Genomic DNA, 17,517 nt, shown 5'->3' with positions numbered 1-17,517 from the left:
GAAACCGTAGTGTTGCCAATTACACCATAGGCCATCGCTGCTGAACGCAACGAGGAATAATATAGCCAATTCGCGCTAACAAGAGCAAATCACCTGGTCAAAGGCTCGTTTAAATTCGCGAGTTCCCCACAGCCCACCTCAGCAGTGCGCATAACCAATGCAGTGCATCTAACTAACGCAGTCCCGGATCGAAAGCCCATTCGATCGCAGCTCAAAGCCGATCCGCCCTTCAGGAGACACTTCGTGGTGAAGCGGCCAGCAAACAGCCGCCGAACATCAAAAACAGACCTGAAAGGCAATCATCATGACTTCCCTCACAACAACGACAACAGCAGCCGCCCCCGTCACGCTCGAGCTGGAGTTCTCCGACATCACGGAGCAAATGAACGGCACCATCGGTCGTGTCATCGGCACTGTCACTATCCGTCAGTTCGCGAAAATCATCTCGGCCCTTAACCTCGACGCCAACCCACGCGTGTCCCGCACCGGCCGCATCACCGATGCCATCATGGAAACCATCGACACCACACCGGAGCTCTTCGCCTACAAATCCAAGGGTGTGCTCCTGGCCTCCACTCAGTTCACCAGTGAAGACAATCTCTACCGCTTCACCTTCAGCAACCGTCGCATCGAAGGCATCCTCGACGGCGGTCACAACTCGCTGGCTATCGCACTGTTCGTTCTGGGCAAGCTCACTCCACCACCTAGCCGCAAAATCAAGACGTGGTCCGAAATGAAGGAGGTCTGGTCGGAGCGTACGGAAGAAATTGAGGAATTGCTTGCCGACGAAAGCCTCACCGAGCTCGATGCCCGTGTTCCGGTAGAGGTACTCGTGCCCGGCGCTCGGGACGAGGACACTGTGCAGGACTTCTCCGATGCACTGCTCGATATCTGTGCCGCCCGCAACAACAATGCGGAGCTCAAGGCGGAAGCAAAGCTCAATCGCGCCGGCTACTTTGACGATCTGAAGCATGCCCTGCCTCAGGGAATTAGCGACAACGTGCAGTGGCGCACCAACGATACTGGTCGACTAAAGGTGGGCGATGTCATCGCTATGGCGTGGATTCCGCTGTCTTGTATTGACCTGCCGAAGGATGCCGACGGGAAGCAGATTGAAGCACCGACCCCCACCAGCCTCTACTCCGGCAAGGCCAAGCTGCTTGACCGCTTCGAGGATGTCATGAGCTCACCGGAGGTCACTAAGCCCAGCACTGAAAGCATCAATGAGCGCACCGAAGAGGTCGTTCTCTACAACGAGAAGGTCCGCAGTGCCTTGAACCTCACGCGTGACTTCATCGATATTTTCGAGCGCATCAACGCGGAGCTACCCGATCTCTACAACAAGAGTGGCGGCAAATTCGGCGGCATTGATGCTGTTGACAAGGCCAACAAGAAGAATCCGCGGACTGGCAAAACTCCACAGAAGTACTCGAAGTTCTACCGCCAGCCCATCGGCTACGCGATTCCGGACGGGTTCATCTACCCACTCGTGTACGCCTTTGCCGCACTGCTCAAGCAAAACGAAGACGGCACGGTCTACTGGGGAACCGACTGGCACGAGTTCTTCAATAACCACATGGGGTCGCTGGTCAAGGACTACCGCGAAACCTCCATGAACATGCTGAACCGCGACCCGCAGAAGGTGGGCAAGGAAGCGGGCTCTTACACGAACCTGCTTCGCTCAGCCCAGCTCGCACTCTTTACTGAGCAGCAGTAAAAGGAGTGACCTCGAGAGCCTTGCGCAGTCGGCTCAGGCTGCGGCTGCGGCCAAGCAGCTCCATGGACTCGAACAGCGGCGGCGATACCTGAGCACCAGTTACAGCCACGCGCACCGGGCCGAAGGCCTTGCGTGGCTTCAGCTCCAGGTCCTCGATGAGGGCCTTCTGAAGTGCAGCTTCGAGCTTCTCGGTGATGAAGTCCTCTTCGCTGAGCGGCTCCACAGCTGCAATGGTGGCCTCCAGGACAGCAACAGCGTCTTCCTTGAAGTTACGGCGTGCCGAGCGCTCATCGAAGGTGAACTCGTCCTCTTCCACAACCAGGAACTTCGAGAGGTCCCAGGCGTCGGAAAGCGTCTTCACACGAGTCTGCAGCAGCGTTGCCAGGAAAGCGAACTTATCCGCCGGGTAGTCGGACGGGAAGTCAAAGTGGCTTTCCAAATACGTGCGCAGACGCTGTTCGAAGTCCTTCGGATCGAGCATGCGGATGTGGTCGGCGTTGATAGCGTCGGCCTTCTTCTGGTCGAAGCGGGCCGGGTTGGACAGCACATCGTGGATATCGAAGGCCTTAACCATCTCGTCCATGGTGAAGATGTCCTGATCGCCGTCCATAGACCAACCCAGCAGAGCCAGGTAGTTCAGCAGACCCTCGCGGATGAAACCGTTATCGCGGTGGATGAAGAGGTTGGACTGTGGGTCGCGCTTGGACAGCTTCTTATTGCCCTCGCCCATAACGAACGGCAGGTGACCGAACTCCGGGGTGAACTTGGCGACACCGATACGCTTCAGCGACTCGTAGAGAGCAATCTGGCGCGGGGTCGATGGCAGCAAATCCTCACCACGCAGGACGTGAGTAATCTCCATCAGAGCGTCATCGACCGGGTTAACCAGGGTGTAGAGCGGTTCACCGTTGGAGCGGGCGATGACAAAGTCCGGAACCAGGCCGGCCTTGAACTCAATGCGACCGCGAACGAGGTCCTCGAAGACAATGTCCTCGTCCGGCATGCGCAGGCGGATCACCGGCTTGCGACCCTCTGCACGGAAGGCTTCCTTCTGCTCCTCGGTCAGGTTGCGGTCGTAGTTGTCGTAGCCCAGCTTCGGGTCACGGCCGGCGGCCTTGTGGCGCTCCTCAACCTCTTCAGCGGTGGAAAAGGCCTCGTACGCTTCACCGGCGTCAATGAGGCGCTGCAACACATCGGCGTAGATGTCCTTGCGCTGCGACTGGCGGTACGGGCCGTGCGGACCACCGACATCGATGCCCTCGTCCCAGTCAATACCGAGCCAATTCAGGGCCTCGATGATTGCCTGATAGGACTCTTCGGAGTCGCGAGCGGCATCGGTATCTTCGATGCGGAAGACCAGCTTGCCACCAGTGTGACGGGCATATGCCCAGTTGAACAGGGCGGTGCGGATGAGGCCAACGTGCGGGGTACCGGTTGGCGACGGGCAAAAGCGTACGCGAACATCTGACATGCTTTCCCACGATACCCGCCCTCCCACCTGCAGGCATGCATAGGGTTTTACATAGGGTTACAGAGTCCATTCCCCAGTCACTTCACCGGCGTATCCAGCGGCGCGCAGCCGCTCAACCCAGCTGCGCAGTGGCGCCTCACCGGTGCCCGGCACGCCGCGGCCTGGGAAATCGGCAATCTGGACGTGCGCCGGCAGGCTCACTCTTCCGGCCTCCACATCGGTGAGCCAGGCATCCACGTCCACGCCATTGGCCGCAAAGTGGTAGAAGTCGGCGAGCACGCCAGCACCAGTCTGTTGCGCTAACTCCTCGGCCTGCCAAGGATCGGTAATGGGGTAATCGTCCATCCCGGACAGCGGCTCAATCAACGCGCGGACACCGCTGAGCTCCAGCTGGGCAGTGATCTCAGTCAGTCGGTGCACTTGCAGGTCCGCCAGTTCCCCAGACCGCCCCAGCAGCACGTTAGAGCATTTCAGCCCCGTGGCTCGCGCGATCTGGCTCACTGCTTCCAGGTGCCCCGTGGGCAGCCCGTCTGTATCGAGCACTCCTCGCTGCCCCGCTGTCATGTCCCCTCCCCACAGGTTCATGGCATAAAGACCAAGGCTGTCGTCAAAGAGGTCACAAAAGGCGGAAACCTCATCGGGTGCGGGCACTGCGAGGTCAAATGGCCACCAGAATTCCACGGCCGCGTAGCCGTCGTCACGCGCGGCGTTGACAGCATCGTGCGGGGACATGTGTGCGTAGACCGTAGAACAGTTAATAATGGTGCTCATGACCAAAACGGTAGTAGTAACTGGTGGCGGCGCGGGCATTGGTCGCGAAATTGCTCTGGCTTTCGCCGCCGATGGCTGGCACGTGCATATCTGCGGCAGGCGTATCGACGCGCTCGAGACTGTTGCCGCCGAAGCGGACAACATCACCTACTCCAGGTGTGACATCACCGACCCCGAACAGGTCCGTGCGATGTTTGAGAACGCGCAGGTGGCTACGGGAACCATCGATGTTGCAGTGCTCAATGCGGGGCTGCCCGGCACGCCCGCGGAGTTCGGAGAGACCGGCATTGAAGACTTCCGGGCGGTCATCGATACGAATGTGGTCGGCTCGTACCTGTGTGCACGCGAGGCTTTTTCGCGGATGAAGGCGGGGTGCGAGGGGAAGACAGAGCAAGCGGGCGGCCGAATCCTGGTCAACTGCTCTATCGCGGCGCAGGTGCCGAGAGCCCATACGGCGGCGTACGCGACGTCGAAAAGCGCGCTTGCCGGAATGACCCATGTGCTTGCCCTGGACGGACGCGAGTATGGCATTACGGCAACGCGCATTGACATTGGCAATGCGCAGACTGACCTGTTGGGGACGTTCACAGGCAGCGAGCCAATGTTCGATGCCAAGCAGGCTGCGGAGACCTTCCTCTACGCCGCGAATCTGCCGGCGAGTGCAGTCATTGATCAGCTGACGATTACCGCTGCGGGTATGCCCTTTTTGGGCAGGGGTTAGCCTGCCCCTTAAACTGGAGCACAACTGGGTTTAGATTGAGGAGGCGGGTTAGGGCTATGTCCATGGAAAACCACCCCTCTCTGGGCGGCGGAAACGAAGAAGAGAAGCCGGAGAATTCTCACCCGTCGAACGACCCTGCAGCGACTCCGAAGCGTTCGACGCGCTGGGATACGTCCCGCCCGACCACCGCTCCGGACTTTTTGCTCTCCCGGGCACACGGCTCCATCCGCACGCAAGGTATTGAAGAGCAGCTTTCCGACCCCTGGCTCGCGGCCGAGGGACTGCACTCGGGCATTCACAAGATGGTGGTCGGCGCATTGCCCTTCGACTTGGACAAGCCCGCCGCCCTGACCGTTCCCCGGGAAGTCATCCGCTCCTCGCAGCCGCTGGAGCCACCCGCGCACTACCGTTGGAACGCACCGAAGCCCCACGCCAACATCGTCGCTTACGATCCCCCGCTCGACGAGCACGCTGAGCGCATCGCCGCAGCCATCCGCACCATCGAGTACTCGGCGCTGGAAAAGGTCGTGCTCGCGCGCGCTGTGGAACTCGAAATCGATCCCCCGATTGACCCGCTCCTACTCGCATCGCGGCTTATCGACGGATCCCCCAACCGCGATGGCTTTGTCGTGGATCTCTCCCCCGCCGGTTCCGATTATGAGGGCAAGTTGCTCATCGGTTCCTCCCCGGAGATGCTGGTCCGCCGTACGGGCGACATCGTTGAGGCATTTCCCTTGGCCGGGTCGCTGCCGAGGTCCCGGAATGAAGAGGTGGACCGAGCGTCCGCTCGTCGTTTAGCGGACTCGCGCAAGAACCTGGACGAGCATGCCTTCGTCGTCGACGACATCGCCGACAACTTGGCGCCACTGTGCAGTTCGCTGGATGTTCCGGACAGCCCCGAGCTGATGAGCACTGCCGAGATGTGGCACTTGGCCACGCATATCCGCGGTCGATTGAAGGATCCGTCGCTGTCCGCGCTGGATTTGGCACTGGTGGTGCACCCAACACCAGCCATTTGTGGCACGCCGACGGAATCCGCCTTCGGCGTCATTCAGGCCGTAGAGACTGACCGCGGCTTCTACTCCGGCGCTGTCGGCTGGTGCGATGAGAATGGCGATGGTGAGTTCGTGGTCTCCATTCGCTGTGCCGAAATCGACACTGAGGGGTCCGTGGCACGACTATGGGCCGGAGGCGGCATTGTGTCGCACTCCGCCCCAGAAGAAGAAGTCACGGAAACCAGCGCCAAAATGGGCACTGTGCTCCGCGCTTTTGGAGTTAAGGGCGCTTAAGCCCCTAGCGGCTTAAGCCCGCTCCACCGGGTTGGCCAGCTTGCCAATACCCGGAATCTCGATTTCGATGCGGTCGCCCGGGAACATCGCAGCGGTACCGGCCGGGGAGCCGGTGCAGATGACGTCACCCGGCAGCAGCGTAATCGAGGCGGTGATGAACTCGATGACCTCCGGGATGGACATAATCATCTGGTTGGAGTTGGAGTCCTGCTTAGTCTCGGTAACACCCTCGTGAGTCAGGTGCGCCTTGATTGGAAGCTCGTTGTAGTCCAGCTCCGTCTGGATCCACGGGCCCAGCGGGCAGAAGGTATCGATGCCCTTTGCGCGCGCCCACTGACCGTCGGCGAACTGCAGGTCACGGGAAGAAACATCATTGACGATGGTGTATCCGAAGATCACATCGTGAGCGTTTTCCTTCTTGACGTTCTTGCACGGCTTACCAATAACCAGTGCCAGCTCGCCCTCAAACTCGACGTTAGTGGCGAAATCCGGAATGCGAATCGGCGCTTCCGGACCAATAACGGCCGTCGGCGGCTTAATGAACATCGTCGGCGGCAGCGATTCTGCCGACTTCTTGAACACCTCGGCGACGTGGTCAGCGTAGTTACGACCAATAGCGATGACCTTCGACGGCAGCATCGGGGCAAGCAGACGTACGTCGGCAAGCGGCCAGGAACGACCAGTCTTATTCAGCTGACCGAAAGGGTGCCCTTCGATCTCGTGCAAAGTAACTTCATTGCCTTCGCCCTCGACGAGCGCGAAGCACATGCCCTCTGGGTGGGCGATTCGAGCAATACGCATAAAAATAGGGTACACGTCACATTGCAATAACTATGCAATGACCCCCACTCTCAAACATGTACGATTTAAACTCCGCGCGATTCCTGCGCAAGCCACACCAACGCACAAGCCAGCGCATCGTTGAACGCATGATGGGCCTTAAAACGGGGAATGCCGTACTTGTCGCACAGTGACCACAACCGCAGCTCATCACGGACCGGCTCGCGGTTGGCTCGCAGAATTGCGTCGTACTCGCGTGTCATCGTGTCCGCCACCGGCACATCAAAGCGCGCATCAAAGTACTTCCGGCACAACGGATCCAGGAAACCAACTTCCATCCGCGCGTAGTGCGCCAGCAGCTTCCGTCCCCGTAGAGCTTCTAACAGCTTGCCGACGGCCACCTCTGCCTCTACCCCGGTTGCGACCATGTCGTCGGTAAGCCCATGCACCGTCGCCGACTCGCCGACGCTCACCTCCTCGCGCTCTGGGCGAATGAGAAGGTGACCCGACTCTTCCAGCACGATGTCGCGGCCTTCGACGGCAACCCAACCGATGGAAAGCAACTGATCTTTGGAGGGATCCAGACCGGTGGTTTCCACATCGACCGCGAGCCAAGCATTGTCGCGGATAGGTGCGTCCAAGAGTTTCTTGCGGGGTTTGAAAAACTTCAACATTGCGCGCTCACGACATCGCCCGGATGGGATACTTCGCCCCGAGGCTCTGCTGCAACTTGCGGATAACACCAAACGCATCGCGCAGGTGCTCGCGTTCCAGGCTGGAGAGACGCTTCGGGTAGATGTGGTTATTCGGCTGCTCGCCAGCGTTGAACTGGGCCTGCTGGTGATGAAGCTGCACCGTGCACAGGAACTCGAACGCATCCGCCAGATCCTGCGCACCCTGACGGCTCACGCTTCCGGCACCCGCACTCGCCGCCAAGCGTTCACGCGTCGACAGCTGTGGCAGGCCGGCCGCCACAGTAAATAGACGCGCCATCTGCACCACAGCAGCAGTTCCCCCCTTTTTGATGTCCAGGGTCTCTGCGTGATCGCCGCCCTTTTCCAGCACTAGGCCCCGGAAGAAGCCGAGCGGCGGCTCCCGCCAGGCCGCGAGCTTGGCCAAGTGCGCATGCAGGCGCTGCGACCCCTGAGCCAGCGGCAGGTAGGCCGCACGAAGGCTCTCTACCAGTTGCACGTCGCCCGCTACCCCACGCATGTCGAAGAAGGTCTGTGCATGTAACAGGGCCTCTGCCTCCGGTGCCGTAATCCACCCGTGGAACGTGCGCAGCCACTGCGACTTGGTCATCCTCCACGCAGGATTGCTGGCCATCATGTCCCCTGGACAGAGCGGATAACCGACTCGGTCGAGGTTGGTGCAAATCTCGTCGCTAAGCGCGGCGAAATAGTCAGCATGAGCGTCGGCGTCGTAGTCGTCGGCGAGAACAAGCGCATTGTCCTGATCGGACGCGAGCCCCATCTCCCCGCGCCCATGCGAACCCAGTACCGCAAAGGCGTAGCTGACTGGTGGCGGCCCAAGCTTTTCCTCCGCCAGCGCAACCAGGCGTCGGGTGACAGCATCGGCCACGGCAGTCAGCAGCTTGGCGACCTCCTCCCCCGAATCACCTCGGTCAATAAACCGGCCGACAATCCGCCGCGCGTTCTGAGCAATCTCCGCAATCTCCGAGATATCGCTCTTCCGCGCCAGCGTCGCCGTCGCGTACACGGGATCGGTGTGCAGACTGCGCAGCAGGTCACCAATGACAATCATGCCGACCACTCTCGTCCCGTCGTGCACCGGCAGATGATGGTAACCGCGCTCAGCCATCAGCAGCATGGCCTCAAAAACCAGCAGGTCGGGACTGATGGTTTCCGGGTTCCCGGTCATCACTTCGCTTACAAGCGTCGCCGCGGGCTTCGCCTCTGCCAGCACTCGACGACGGAGGTCACGGTCAGTGATGATGCCGACGAGCGGGCTCTGGTTGGCGCCTGCAGACTCCATTACGAGCAAACTGGAGACATTCCGCTCCGTCATAATCTGCGCCGCCTCTTGTACTGTCGCATCAGCACTGCAGGTCACCAGCGATGTTTCCATCAGATCCGCAACCCGTGTGCGCAATGACTCCGATGCCGCAGTACTCCGCAGCTTCGATGCCACTGCGCGAATGCGCGCGTTCTCACCGCCGTAATAGCGCCGGACCTCTACGAACTGCTCATTGAGCTGGTCAAAAACCTCCTTGGAGATCACTAGGAATACGCAGTCCTCCACTGCCGTCATCGTGTATAGCGAAGGGTCACTGCTCAGCAGCGTCGAATAGCCGAAATGATCTCCCACATCGCGCCTGTCCAACAGCGTGCCAGCTGGGTCAAAGAGATCCACCATGCCGGAGCGAATAATGAAACAGCTGTTGTTATCCGCACCCGCCCGGATAATCTCCGTTCCACGACGGGCATAGCGCATGGTCAAAAGCGGTGGGATAGTCGCGCGCTCTTCATCGTTGAGGTCCGAAAAGGGGCGAGTATGGCTGAGGAAGTCTGCGATTTCCGCAAGCTCGACGGTCATGGGGTCAATTATCCCCTATTTTTGCTCCCAATAGGACTGATTTGCGGGAATACTCGACCTTATGACCAATTCCACACACAGCGCTTCAATAAATCCCGAATGGCCGCTCGACGCCCACATCCTCGGCAGGATGGACAAGCTCGCGGCACTCGTCGCGACGCTTGACGACGACACCTTCAACGCAACCCTCCCCATCCCAGCCATTAACTCCCTGGCCGTGCTGTTACGACATGTGACCGGATCCGCGAGGTACTGGCTCGAGCGCGTCTGCCTTGGGCGTGATTATGTCCGTGATCGCGATGGGGAGTTTTCTGCTCATTGCAGTGTTTCGGAAGGGCTGGAGATTTACCACCGTGACCGCGCGGCCATTGAATCCGCGCTGGTGGAGTTGCAAGGCGTGGACCGCGCTGGTGCTCCTGCTGTTATTCCTACCGATAAGGACCGTTGGTGGTGCGGCAGCATCGAAGGCGTGATTGTGCATGTCTTCCACGAGGCGGCTCAGCACCTGGGACATGCGGAGATTACGAGGGATGCGCTAGTGGCAGGACTGGGAGGGGATGATTCCGATAACGGCACAGGAAGCTCATCCCCATACCCCCTTGACACCATCATCGATGTACTTCGCCAGGTCGGACATGCGTCGGACTTCATCGAGCACACCGCCGACGGTAAGACTCACATCACTACCGTCGATGGCAAAACTGTGATTGCCTAGCCCTCTCCCCCCCCCTATTTTTTACTGCGCTACTTCAAAGCAGCAGCAATGCGGTCGCCAACCTCAGCGGTCTTGATCGGGCCACTACCGCGAGTAGCCATGTCAGCTTCCACAGCAGCCTCGATGCGCTGAGCGTCTTCCTCACGACCCAGGTGGCGCAGCATCATGGCACCCGACAGAATGGCTGCGGTCGGGTCGGCGATCCCCTTGCCAGCAATGTCGGGAGCGGAGCCGTGAACGGGCTCAAACATGGACGGGTTGGTATTAGAGGCGTCAATGTTGCCGGACGCCGCCAGGCCGATACCGCCCGACACTGCACCAGCCTCATCAGTAATGATGTCGCCGAAGAGGTTGTCGGTGACGATGACGTCGAAACGCGAAGGATTAGTGACGAGGTAGATTGTCGCAGCGTCGATGTGCGAGTAATCGACATCTACCTCTGGGTATTCCTTAGCGACCTCATCGACCGTGCGCTGCCACATACCGCCACCGTGCACCAACACATTGGTCTTGTGGACAAGGGTCAGCTTCTTACGACGGGTCATAGCCAGCTCGAAGGCGTAGCGAACAACGCGCTCAGCACCGAAGCGGGTATTGACGGAGGTCTCGTTGGCAACCTCGTGTGGCGTGCCGACGCGAATCGCACCGCCGTTACCGGTGTAAGCACCTTCGGTTCCCTCGCGGACGACCACGAAATCAATTTCGCCCGGGTTCTTCAGCGGTGACTCGACACCCGGGAAGAGCTTGGAAGGACGCAGGTTGACGTGGTGATCCAGCGCGAAGCGCATCTTCAGCAACAGGCCGCGCTCGAGAACACCCGGAGGAACGTTCGCCGGGTCACCGATAGCACCGAGCAGAATAGCGTCGTGCTCACGCAGGGAGTCGAGATCGGCGTCGGTAAGCAGTTCGCCATTGCGCAAGTAGCGACGCGAGCCGAGGTCGTACTCGGTGGTGTCGAACTCGCCGATAGCAGCCTTGAGCACCTTCAGTGCCTCTGCCGTAACTTCCGTGCCGATGCCATCACCCGGGATGACGGCGATCTTCAGCTTTCCTGCCTCAGTCATTTTTTGAGATACCCTTCTCACTATATGGACACAAATGAGTGTAGCAGAACCTAGCGCTCACCCCCGTCACTGTCTGCGCGATTTTTACCATCTCCATCGTTTTCACAATCCACCCCGCCTACTGCTCTCTCCTTTTCCATATCCCGCCGCACCTTATCCACTAGGCCGCGGAGATTGTCATGCAATTTGCGACGTTTCTCATTGTGCTCAGCCAGCGCAGCGGTCTTCTTTTCAGTCTGCGAGGCAAAGGTGTAACGACCATGCCCAGTGTGCTCTTTTTCCGACTGCGCAAACGGCCCTTCATCACAAGAGAGGAACGTCCAAGCTTCGATCCCATCATCACCTCGAACAACTCGCCACATACCGGCAGTTTTGAGGTTGTGGTGCCTTCGACAGAGACAATGGAGATTATCTGTGTGCGTGACCCCTTCCTTTTGCCGCTCACCACCGGAAAGGCTGTGATCAAATTCCACAATATGGTCGATATCGCACTTTTCCGCGGGGACATCGCATCCAGGAAAACTACACACACCGTCACGGGCACGCACGAATGCACGCTGAGACTCGGAGGGCCGATACCCCTCAACCGCACTATCCCCCAGCACCCGCAATGTCGATACCCGCTTCAGCCAAGACTCGGCCACCAGCGAAGAAAGCCAACCTGCGCCAGCGAGCCACACTGGAGTGTTTTCCGGTTCGCCATCCTCCCCGGGAGAGAGCACTCGGAAGAGTTCCAGATTCACCTCCACCTCACAAGTACCGCGTAACGCATGCATGAAAGCTGCCGCGCGACTCACTTTCATCTTCTTAGCCACTGCGTCGATAATTGCAAGGGCTTCCACTGCATGATGCCGCTCGAGGACAGTAGTCAGTGTCGTAACTCCAGCGTCACCATGTTCATCAACTGCGATAAACTCCTTAGCCGTCATACGATCGCCGAAGTAGTCGAGAGCCGCAGCTTGAACCTCCCGTACCTCCTCCGACTCCACGGGATTATCCGCCGACTCTCCATCCGCCTCGACCTGGTATGCCGCCGCATCAATTGCAGCATCTACGGTCGCCTCCACATTCCGGGCCAGGACCCTATCAGCCTGCAACCCAGCGACATCCACATCACGTGGCCGCACTTCCGGAGCACACTCACCAATCACTCGCTGCACCCGCGTTGCCATCGCACGCACGCCACGGAGTGCCTCCCCGTCGCGCCTAGGCTTAACGACGTCCACGAGACCCGACTCCACTGCGTCAACCTTGTCATCGGCTACAGGTCGGGTATGTTTACCAAGCATTGCTAAATGCCTCATCGACAAATGCCCGCGCTCCTGACACATTTCCGCTAGTTGCGGCATACGTCCAAGCATGTAGCCAATTTCCATATATTTGTTCACTTCGGCGCGTGGGATTCCAAGCACCACCGACCAATAAGCCAAATGAGCTTCGACATCGCCATCATCTGGTGGTGCGACCCGCTGAGCGATAACCATCTGCAGACGATTAATCTCGCGCATCACTTCAGCGAGCGAATGAGCCCTCACCTCATGGCTGAACCGAAATTCCCCACACGATTCCAACTCTGACATTGCACTGTCCCCTCCCTAACGAGGTCCCCTAACGAACAGTTCTTTATCAATTCGCCCACACCATATCCCCCACCCCGGATTCAAACCGCTGCGCACCCCAAAAATCTCCACATTATTCGAACACTATTTCGAACTAAAGCCGAAAGAAAATCCCGCCCTACGACGCAAACTTCGTCGTAAAGCGGGAACCGCACTAGAAACCTAGTCGACCGGCTTCATGGAACCGTTTTCGAGGAAACGACGGTGGAAGTCATAAGAAGTACCCAGGTCATGCGGAGTATGCAGGTACGGGGTGGCCCTCTCAGCACGCTCAACGTATTCGAGCAGCGCCTCCTTGTACATCGGGTGCGCACACTTCTCAATGACAACACGGGAACGCTGACGCGGCGCCAGCCCACGGAGGTCAGCCAGACCCTGCTCAGTGATGATGACCATCACGTCATGCTCAGTGTGGTCAACGTGAGAGACCATCGGCACGATTGCGGAAATGTCGCCATTCTTAGCCAGCGACGGGGACACGAACGTAGAGATGTAGGCGTTTCGGGTGAAGTCACCGGAACCGCCAATGCCGTTCATCATGCGCGAACCAGCTACGTGAGTGGAGTTGACGTTGCCGTAGATGTCAGCCTCAATCATGCCGTTGGTGGTAATCAGCCCCATGCGGCGGACCAGACCCGGGTTATTGGAGATGTCCTGCGGCCGCAGAACGATCTTCTCGCGGTAGTCAGCAGCATTCTCGTTCATACGAGCTGCATATTCAGGAGACAGCGAGAATGCAGTACCGGAAGCCACGGTCAGCTTGCCAGCATCCATCAGGTCGACCATGCCGTCCTGGATAACCTCAGTAAAAGAGGTCAGGTTCTCATACTTGGAGTCGAGCAGACCTGCGAGAACGGCGTTCGGAATGTTACCGACACCCGACTGCATCGGCAGCAGGTTCTCCGGCAGACGACCGGCCTTGACCTCCCCATCGAGGAAGTCGAGCAGGTAGCCGGCAATGGCCTTAGAGTCATCGTCCAGCGGCTTGAACGGCGAGTTACGGTCCTCGGCGTTCGTCTCGACGACAGCGACAACCTTATCGACATCGATCTGAACATCCGGAGTGCCGATGCGGTCCCCCGGGTTCACAATCGGAATCTCCTTACGGTTCGGAGGCAGCCCAACACTGTAGATGTCGTGCATACCCTCGAGATCCTCGGACTGCCAGGAGTTGACCTCAATAATGATCTTCTCTGCAGCATTCAAGTAAGAAATGCTGTTACCAACCGAAGAGGAAAGAATCAGGGATCCATCGGCCTTAATGCGAACAGCTTCGACCACAGCAACATTGACCGGGCCAAAGAAGCCCTGCTCAGTCATCGGGCCAGAGTGCGACAGGTGAATATCACTATAAAAGGCATCGCCTGCATTGATACGGTTACGCATTCCCGGGTCGGACTGGTACGGCATACGCCACTCAACACCATTAGCCTTCGCCAGCGCACCATCAAGTTCCGGAGCGGTAGACGCTCCGGTCAAGACCTTAATCTTGAACTCGTCGCCACGCTCGTGAGCGGCCTCCATACGCTCAGCGAGAGCCGGCGGGACAACCTTCGGGTAGCCAGCACCGGTAAATCCGGCAAAGCCCACCATGTCTCCGTGGTTGATGAACTGCGCCGCCTCCTGCGCGGTCATCACCTTGGATTTGAGACCAGCATGGGCAATACGATCTGACATGAATTCACCTTTCTATATCCCCCAACGCGACTATCGGGGGTAGCACTTCGAACACCAAAGCACACCCCCAACCCTATCAACGAAGCGGTTAGCGCCTTTCATTCAGATGCCCGAAAGCGCCCCCATTTTAGGCACATTCCATACGCCACTAAAGCCGACTACAACACCGTTTTATGCCCTACGTCACAACCAGTCGACAATCAGCCATGCGACACATTTACAACCCCTCACATAGCCCAATTCATGCACTAGTTATTGATAATCATTTTCAGTACGCTAATCTTGTCGGGTGACTTCTACCGAATTTTCTGATAGCACCACCCAGACCACTCCCGTCACCGTCCTGTCCGGATTCCTGGGCGCCGGCAAGACCACCCTCCTCAACAACCTCCTGGCAAACTCACAGGGGCGCAAAATCGCGGTCATCGTCAACGACTTCTCGGAAGTCAACGTCGATGCCGCCCTCATCGAGCAGGGCACATATCTCGAGCGCGGCGAGGACCGTTTCATCGAAATGTCTAACGGCTGCATCTGCTGCACGCTGCGAGATGACCTCGTGGAAAACGTCGGCAAGCTCGCGCGCAGCGGCAAATTCGAACACATCGTCATCGAATCCACCGGCATCTCCGAGCCCATGCCAGTCGCCGCTACCTTCGAGTGGGAATTCGACGATGGCCGTCGCCTCGCCGACATCGCCCCCATCGACACGATGGTCACGCTCGTCGACGCCTCTACATTCCTCGACAGTCTCCGCCAGGGACGCGCACTGCCTGACGACGAACGCACGGTCGCTGACCTCCTTGTCGACCAGGTGGAATTCGCCGATCTCATCCTCATCACCAAATCCGACCTCGCAGGCGAAAAGCTCACCGGCGGTACCGAGGAAACAATCCGCGCCATGAACCCCCGCGCACGCATCGTCCGCGTGACTAACGGCGAAATCGCCACCACTGCCATTCTCGACGCATCGCTTTACGACGAAGGTACCGCGGCCACTTTCCACGGATATGCAGAAGAACTTGCGAATCCCCACACGCCGGAGACTGAAGAATACGGCATTTCTTCGGTTGTTTTCCGAGGCAACCGCCCCTTCGACCGCGAACGACTGATTAAGGCTCTCCGCGGCACAAAGGGGCTCGTACGATCCAAGGGGCACTGCTGGATTTCCGACCGCCTCGAAGTCGCCCACGTGTGGAGTCAGGCGGGGCCGAACCTGAAAATCACCCCTGCCGTCATGTGGGCGCAGACCGATGTCCCACCATCCAATGAGGTCGTACTCATCGGTGTGAAATTTAACCCAGAGGCCACACTGCAGGCATTCGAGGACGCGATGCTGACCGACGAAGAAGTGCGGGAATTGCTGTAACAAAGCCCCTGGAAGAGCGCCGATAAACGACCCGCTGAAGCGATCAGAGTGTCATAAATCACTTCTCAACCTGCGGGTGTGGCAACACACTGTTAGCGCATGCTAGGTTAGGCGACAAAACTAAAGTCGAACAGTCTATCTAGGAGATGACATGTCTGATCGCATCGCACATGCCGGTTTGCGCGGCAAGGTAATGACCGCCGACGAGGCTGCACAGTTTATCAATCATGGTGATGCCCTCGGCATCTCTGGCTTCACCGGTGCTGGCTACCCGAAGGCCCTGCCGACTGCGCTGGCAAACCGTGGCAAGGAACTTCACGCCAAGGGTGAAGAGTTCGCTGTCGACATCTACACAGGCGCTTCCACTGCCCCAGACTGTGACGGCGTGATGGCAGAAGCTGACATCATCCGCTACCGCATGCCGTACCAGGGCGATCCGGCACTGCGTAAGTCCATCAACTCCGGCAAGGCGAAGTACCAGGACATCCACCTCTCCCACTCCGCGCTGTACATCGAGCAGGGCTTCCTGCCGATTGACGCCGCAATTGTTGAGGTCACTCGTATTACGGAAGATGGACACCTCGTTCCGTCGTCAAGCGTTGGCAACAACGTCGAGTGGATGGACAACGCTGACAAGATCATCATCGAGGTCAACTCGTGGCAGTCCGAGGAACTCGAGGGCATGCACGACATCTACCGCATTCAGCACCTGCCTAACCGCACGCCGGTGCCGATCAACGCCCCGGGTGACCGCATTGGTACCCCTTACATCGACATCAACCTGGACAAGGTTGTCGCAGTTGTCGAGACCAACGCGCCGGACCGCAACTCCCCGTTCAAGCCGTTGGATGAGACCTCGAAGGCTATTGCCGGCCATTTCCTCGACTTCCTCGAGGGCGAAGTTCGCGCGGGTCGCCTGGCTTACGACCAGTACATCATGCAGTCGGGCGTCGGTAACGTTCCGAACGCCGTGATGGCGGGTCTGTTGGACTCCAAGTTTGAGAACATCAAGGCCTACACCGAGGTTATTCAGGACGGCATGATCGACCTGATTGACGCAGGTAAGATGACCGTCGCTTCGGCTACCTCCTTCTCCCTGTCTCCGGAAGCGGCCGAGCGTATGAACAACGAGGCTGCTCGCTACCGCGAGAACATCATTCTGCGCCCGCAGCAGATTTCTAACCACCCGGAGGTTGTCCGTCGCGTCGGCCTAATCGCCACCAACGGCATGATTGAGGCCGACATCTACGGCAACGTCAACTCCACCCACATCAACGGCAGCCGCATGATGAACGGCATCGGTGGTTCCGGTGACTTCACCCGTAACGCCTTCGTTTCCTCGTTCATCTCGCCGTCGCTGGCGAAGGACGGTGCGATTTCGACTATCGTTCCGTTCGCTTCGCACATTGACCACACCGAGCACGACGCCATGGTCATCATCACCGAGCGTGGATTCGCTGACCTGCGTGGCCTGGCACCGCGTGACCGCGTGGCGAAGATGATTTCCGTTGCACACCCGGAGTACCAGCCACTGTTGGAGGAGTACTACGAGCGCGCGCTGAAGACCGCTCCGGGCATGTCTACCCCGCACGACCTGCGTACTGCCTTCGACTTCCACGTCAACATGATTGAGAAGGGCTCGATGAAGGGCTAGGCAGTAGGGCTACGGCTGCATAGATCAGCTGGGAAACAAAAATCCCCTCCATGCGGAGGGGATTTTTTCATGCAGTAGAAGCTGCGCTAGAGACTAGCTCTAAAACGCCTAGGCGCT

The 17,517-nt window shown here is 58.7% G+C and carries 14 protein-coding genes; 6 read left to right on the top strand and 8 right to left on the bottom strand.

The window, feature by feature from the left end; genetic code table 11:
- The first annotated feature begins 304 nt into the window (after positions 1-304).
- Positions 305-1,717 (top strand): hypothetical protein, encoded by a 1,413-nt coding sequence (locus tag HMPREF2920_RS08300; RefSeq protein ID WP_246816311.1) that lies wholly within the window; start codon positions 305-307, stop codon positions 1,715-1,717.
- Here the strand turns inward: HMPREF2920_RS08300 and gltX are convergent.
- Together gltX and HMPREF2920_RS08290 are read right to left on the bottom strand one after the other, a co-directional pair.
- A complete protein-coding gene (gene gltX / locus HMPREF2920_RS08295) occupies positions 1,701-3,188 on the bottom strand; it encodes a glutamate--tRNA ligase (protein ID WP_070546718.1) in 1,488 nt (495 codons plus the stop codon). The two genes, HMPREF2920_RS08300 and gltX, sit on opposite strands and share 17 nt — an antisense overlap.
- A gap of 57 nt (positions 3,189-3,245) precedes the next feature.
- A complete protein-coding gene (locus tag HMPREF2920_RS08290; RefSeq protein ID WP_246815975.1) occupies positions 3,246-3,959 on the bottom strand; it encodes a TIM barrel protein in 714 nt (237 codons plus the stop codon).
- Between HMPREF2920_RS08290 and HMPREF2920_RS08285 the strand changes: the two genes are divergently transcribed.
- Both HMPREF2920_RS08285 and HMPREF2920_RS08280 read left to right on the top strand, forming a co-directional pair.
- Positions 3,958-4,680, top strand: coding sequence for an SDR family oxidoreductase (locus HMPREF2920_RS08285; RefSeq protein WP_070601553.1), 723 nt, complete (start codon positions 3,958-3,960; stop codon positions 4,678-4,680). The genes HMPREF2920_RS08290 and HMPREF2920_RS08285 overlap by 2 nt on opposite strands.
- Positions 4,681-4,736: 56 nt before the next feature.
- The gene (locus HMPREF2920_RS08280; RefSeq protein ID WP_070601554.1) at positions 4,737-5,969 is read left to right on the top strand and encodes an isochorismate synthase; all 1,233 of its coding nucleotides are present in this window, start codon (positions 4,737-4,739) and stop codon (positions 5,967-5,969) included.
- Between the two features lie 12 nt (positions 5,970-5,981).
- Here the strand turns inward: HMPREF2920_RS08280 and HMPREF2920_RS08275 are convergent, their stop codons facing one another.
- From HMPREF2920_RS08275 to HMPREF2920_RS08265, 3 genes are all read right to left on the bottom strand, one after another.
- A complete protein-coding gene (locus tag HMPREF2920_RS08275) occupies positions 5,982-6,770 on the bottom strand; it encodes a fumarylacetoacetate hydrolase family protein (protein WP_048735367.1) in 789 nt (262 codons plus the stop codon).
- Between the two features lie 65 nt (positions 6,771-6,835).
- A complete protein-coding gene (locus tag HMPREF2920_RS08270; protein WP_246821108.1) occupies positions 6,836-7,390 on the bottom strand; it encodes a 3'-5' exonuclease in 555 nt (184 codons plus the stop codon).
- Between the two features lie 40 nt (positions 7,391-7,430).
- Complete coding sequence (locus HMPREF2920_RS08265; RefSeq protein WP_049172113.1) at positions 7,431-9,305, bottom strand: DUF294 nucleotidyltransferase-like domain-containing protein; 1,875 nt, start codon at positions 9,303-9,305, stop codon at positions 7,431-7,433.
- A gap of 61 nt (positions 9,306-9,366) precedes the next feature.
- Between HMPREF2920_RS08265 and HMPREF2920_RS08260 the strand changes: the two genes are divergently transcribed.
- Positions 9,367-10,020 carry a mycothiol transferase gene (locus tag HMPREF2920_RS08260; RefSeq protein WP_070601555.1) on the top strand — a complete coding sequence of 218 codons (654 nt, stop codon included), beginning with the start codon at positions 9,367-9,369 and terminating at the stop codon, positions 10,018-10,020.
- Between the two features lie 29 nt (positions 10,021-10,049).
- Here HMPREF2920_RS08260 and HMPREF2920_RS08255 read toward each other — a convergent pair whose 3' ends face one another.
- From HMPREF2920_RS08255 to HMPREF2920_RS08245, 3 genes are all read right to left on the bottom strand, one after another.
- A complete protein-coding gene (locus HMPREF2920_RS08255; protein ID WP_101687711.1) occupies positions 10,050-11,066 on the bottom strand; it encodes a 3-isopropylmalate dehydrogenase in 1,017 nt (338 codons plus the stop codon).
- Between the two features lie 68 nt (positions 11,067-11,134).
- Positions 11,135-12,664 carry an HNH endonuclease signature motif containing protein gene (locus HMPREF2920_RS08250; protein WP_070601556.1) on the bottom strand — a complete coding sequence of 510 codons (1,530 nt, stop codon included), beginning with the start codon at positions 12,662-12,664 and terminating at the stop codon, positions 11,135-11,137.
- A 201-nt stretch (positions 12,665-12,865) separates the two neighbouring features.
- Complete coding sequence (locus HMPREF2920_RS08245) at positions 12,866-14,380, bottom strand: acetyl-CoA hydrolase/transferase family protein (protein ID WP_070429316.1); 1,515 nt, start codon at positions 14,378-14,380, stop codon at positions 12,866-12,868.
- A 289-nt stretch (positions 14,381-14,669) separates the two neighbouring features.
- Here HMPREF2920_RS08245 and HMPREF2920_RS08240 point away from each other — a divergent pair, with 289 nt between their 5' ends.
- A complete protein-coding gene (locus HMPREF2920_RS08240) occupies positions 14,670-15,746 on the top strand; it encodes a GTP-binding protein (RefSeq protein ID WP_070601557.1) in 1,077 nt (358 codons plus the stop codon).
- 151 nt (positions 15,747-15,897) lie between these two features.
- Positions 15,898-17,400, top strand: a complete 1,503-nt coding sequence (locus HMPREF2920_RS08235) for an acetyl-CoA hydrolase/transferase family protein (protein ID WP_048735346.1) — start codon at positions 15,898-15,900, stop codon at positions 17,398-17,400.
- Positions 17,401-17,517 lie beyond the last annotated feature (117 nt).

The sequence above is a fragment of the Corynebacterium sp. HMSC075F02 genome (assembly GCF_001838335.1).
GTDB lineage: Bacteria > Actinomycetota > Actinomycetes > Mycobacteriales > Mycobacteriaceae > Corynebacterium > Corynebacterium jeikeium_D.
This window is presented reverse-complemented; position numbering and strand designations above follow the sequence as displayed.

Excerpts from the sequence above, each read along its gene's own strand:
- HMPREF2920_RS08300 (WP_246816311.1), top strand. The coding sequence starts at position 305 with ATGACTTCCCTCACAACAACGACAACAGCAGCCGCCCCCGTCACGCTC.
- gltX (WP_070546718.1), bottom strand. The coding sequence starts at position 3,188 with ATGTCAGATGTTCGCGTACGCTTTTGCCCGTCGCCAACCGGTACCCCG.
- HMPREF2920_RS08285 (WP_070601553.1), top strand. The coding sequence starts at position 3,958 with ATGACCAAAACGGTAGTAGTAACTGGTGGCGGCGCGGGCATTGGTCGC.
- HMPREF2920_RS08290 (WP_246815975.1), bottom strand. The coding sequence starts at position 3,959 with ATGAGCACCATTATTAACTGTTCTACGGTCTACGCACACATGTCCCCG.
- HMPREF2920_RS08280 (WP_070601554.1), top strand. The coding sequence starts at position 4,737 with ATGTCCATGGAAAACCACCCCTCTCTGGGCGGCGGAAACGAAGAAGAG.
- HMPREF2920_RS08275 (WP_048735367.1), bottom strand. The coding sequence starts at position 6,770 with ATGCGTATTGCTCGAATCGCCCACCCAGAGGGCATGTGCTTCGCGCTC.
- HMPREF2920_RS08265 (WP_049172113.1), bottom strand. The coding sequence starts at position 9,305 with ATGACCGTCGAGCTTGCGGAAATCGCAGACTTCCTCAGCCATACTCGC.
- HMPREF2920_RS08260 (WP_070601555.1), top strand. The coding sequence starts at position 9,367 with ATGACCAATTCCACACACAGCGCTTCAATAAATCCCGAATGGCCGCTC.
- HMPREF2920_RS08250 (WP_070601556.1), bottom strand. The coding sequence starts at position 12,664 with ATGTCAGAGTTGGAATCGTGTGGGGAATTTCGGTTCAGCCATGAGGTG.
- HMPREF2920_RS08245 (WP_070429316.1), bottom strand. The coding sequence starts at position 14,380 with ATGTCAGATCGTATTGCCCATGCTGGTCTCAAATCCAAGGTGATGACC.
- HMPREF2920_RS08235 (WP_048735346.1), top strand. The coding sequence starts at position 15,898 with ATGTCTGATCGCATCGCACATGCCGGTTTGCGCGGCAAGGTAATGACC.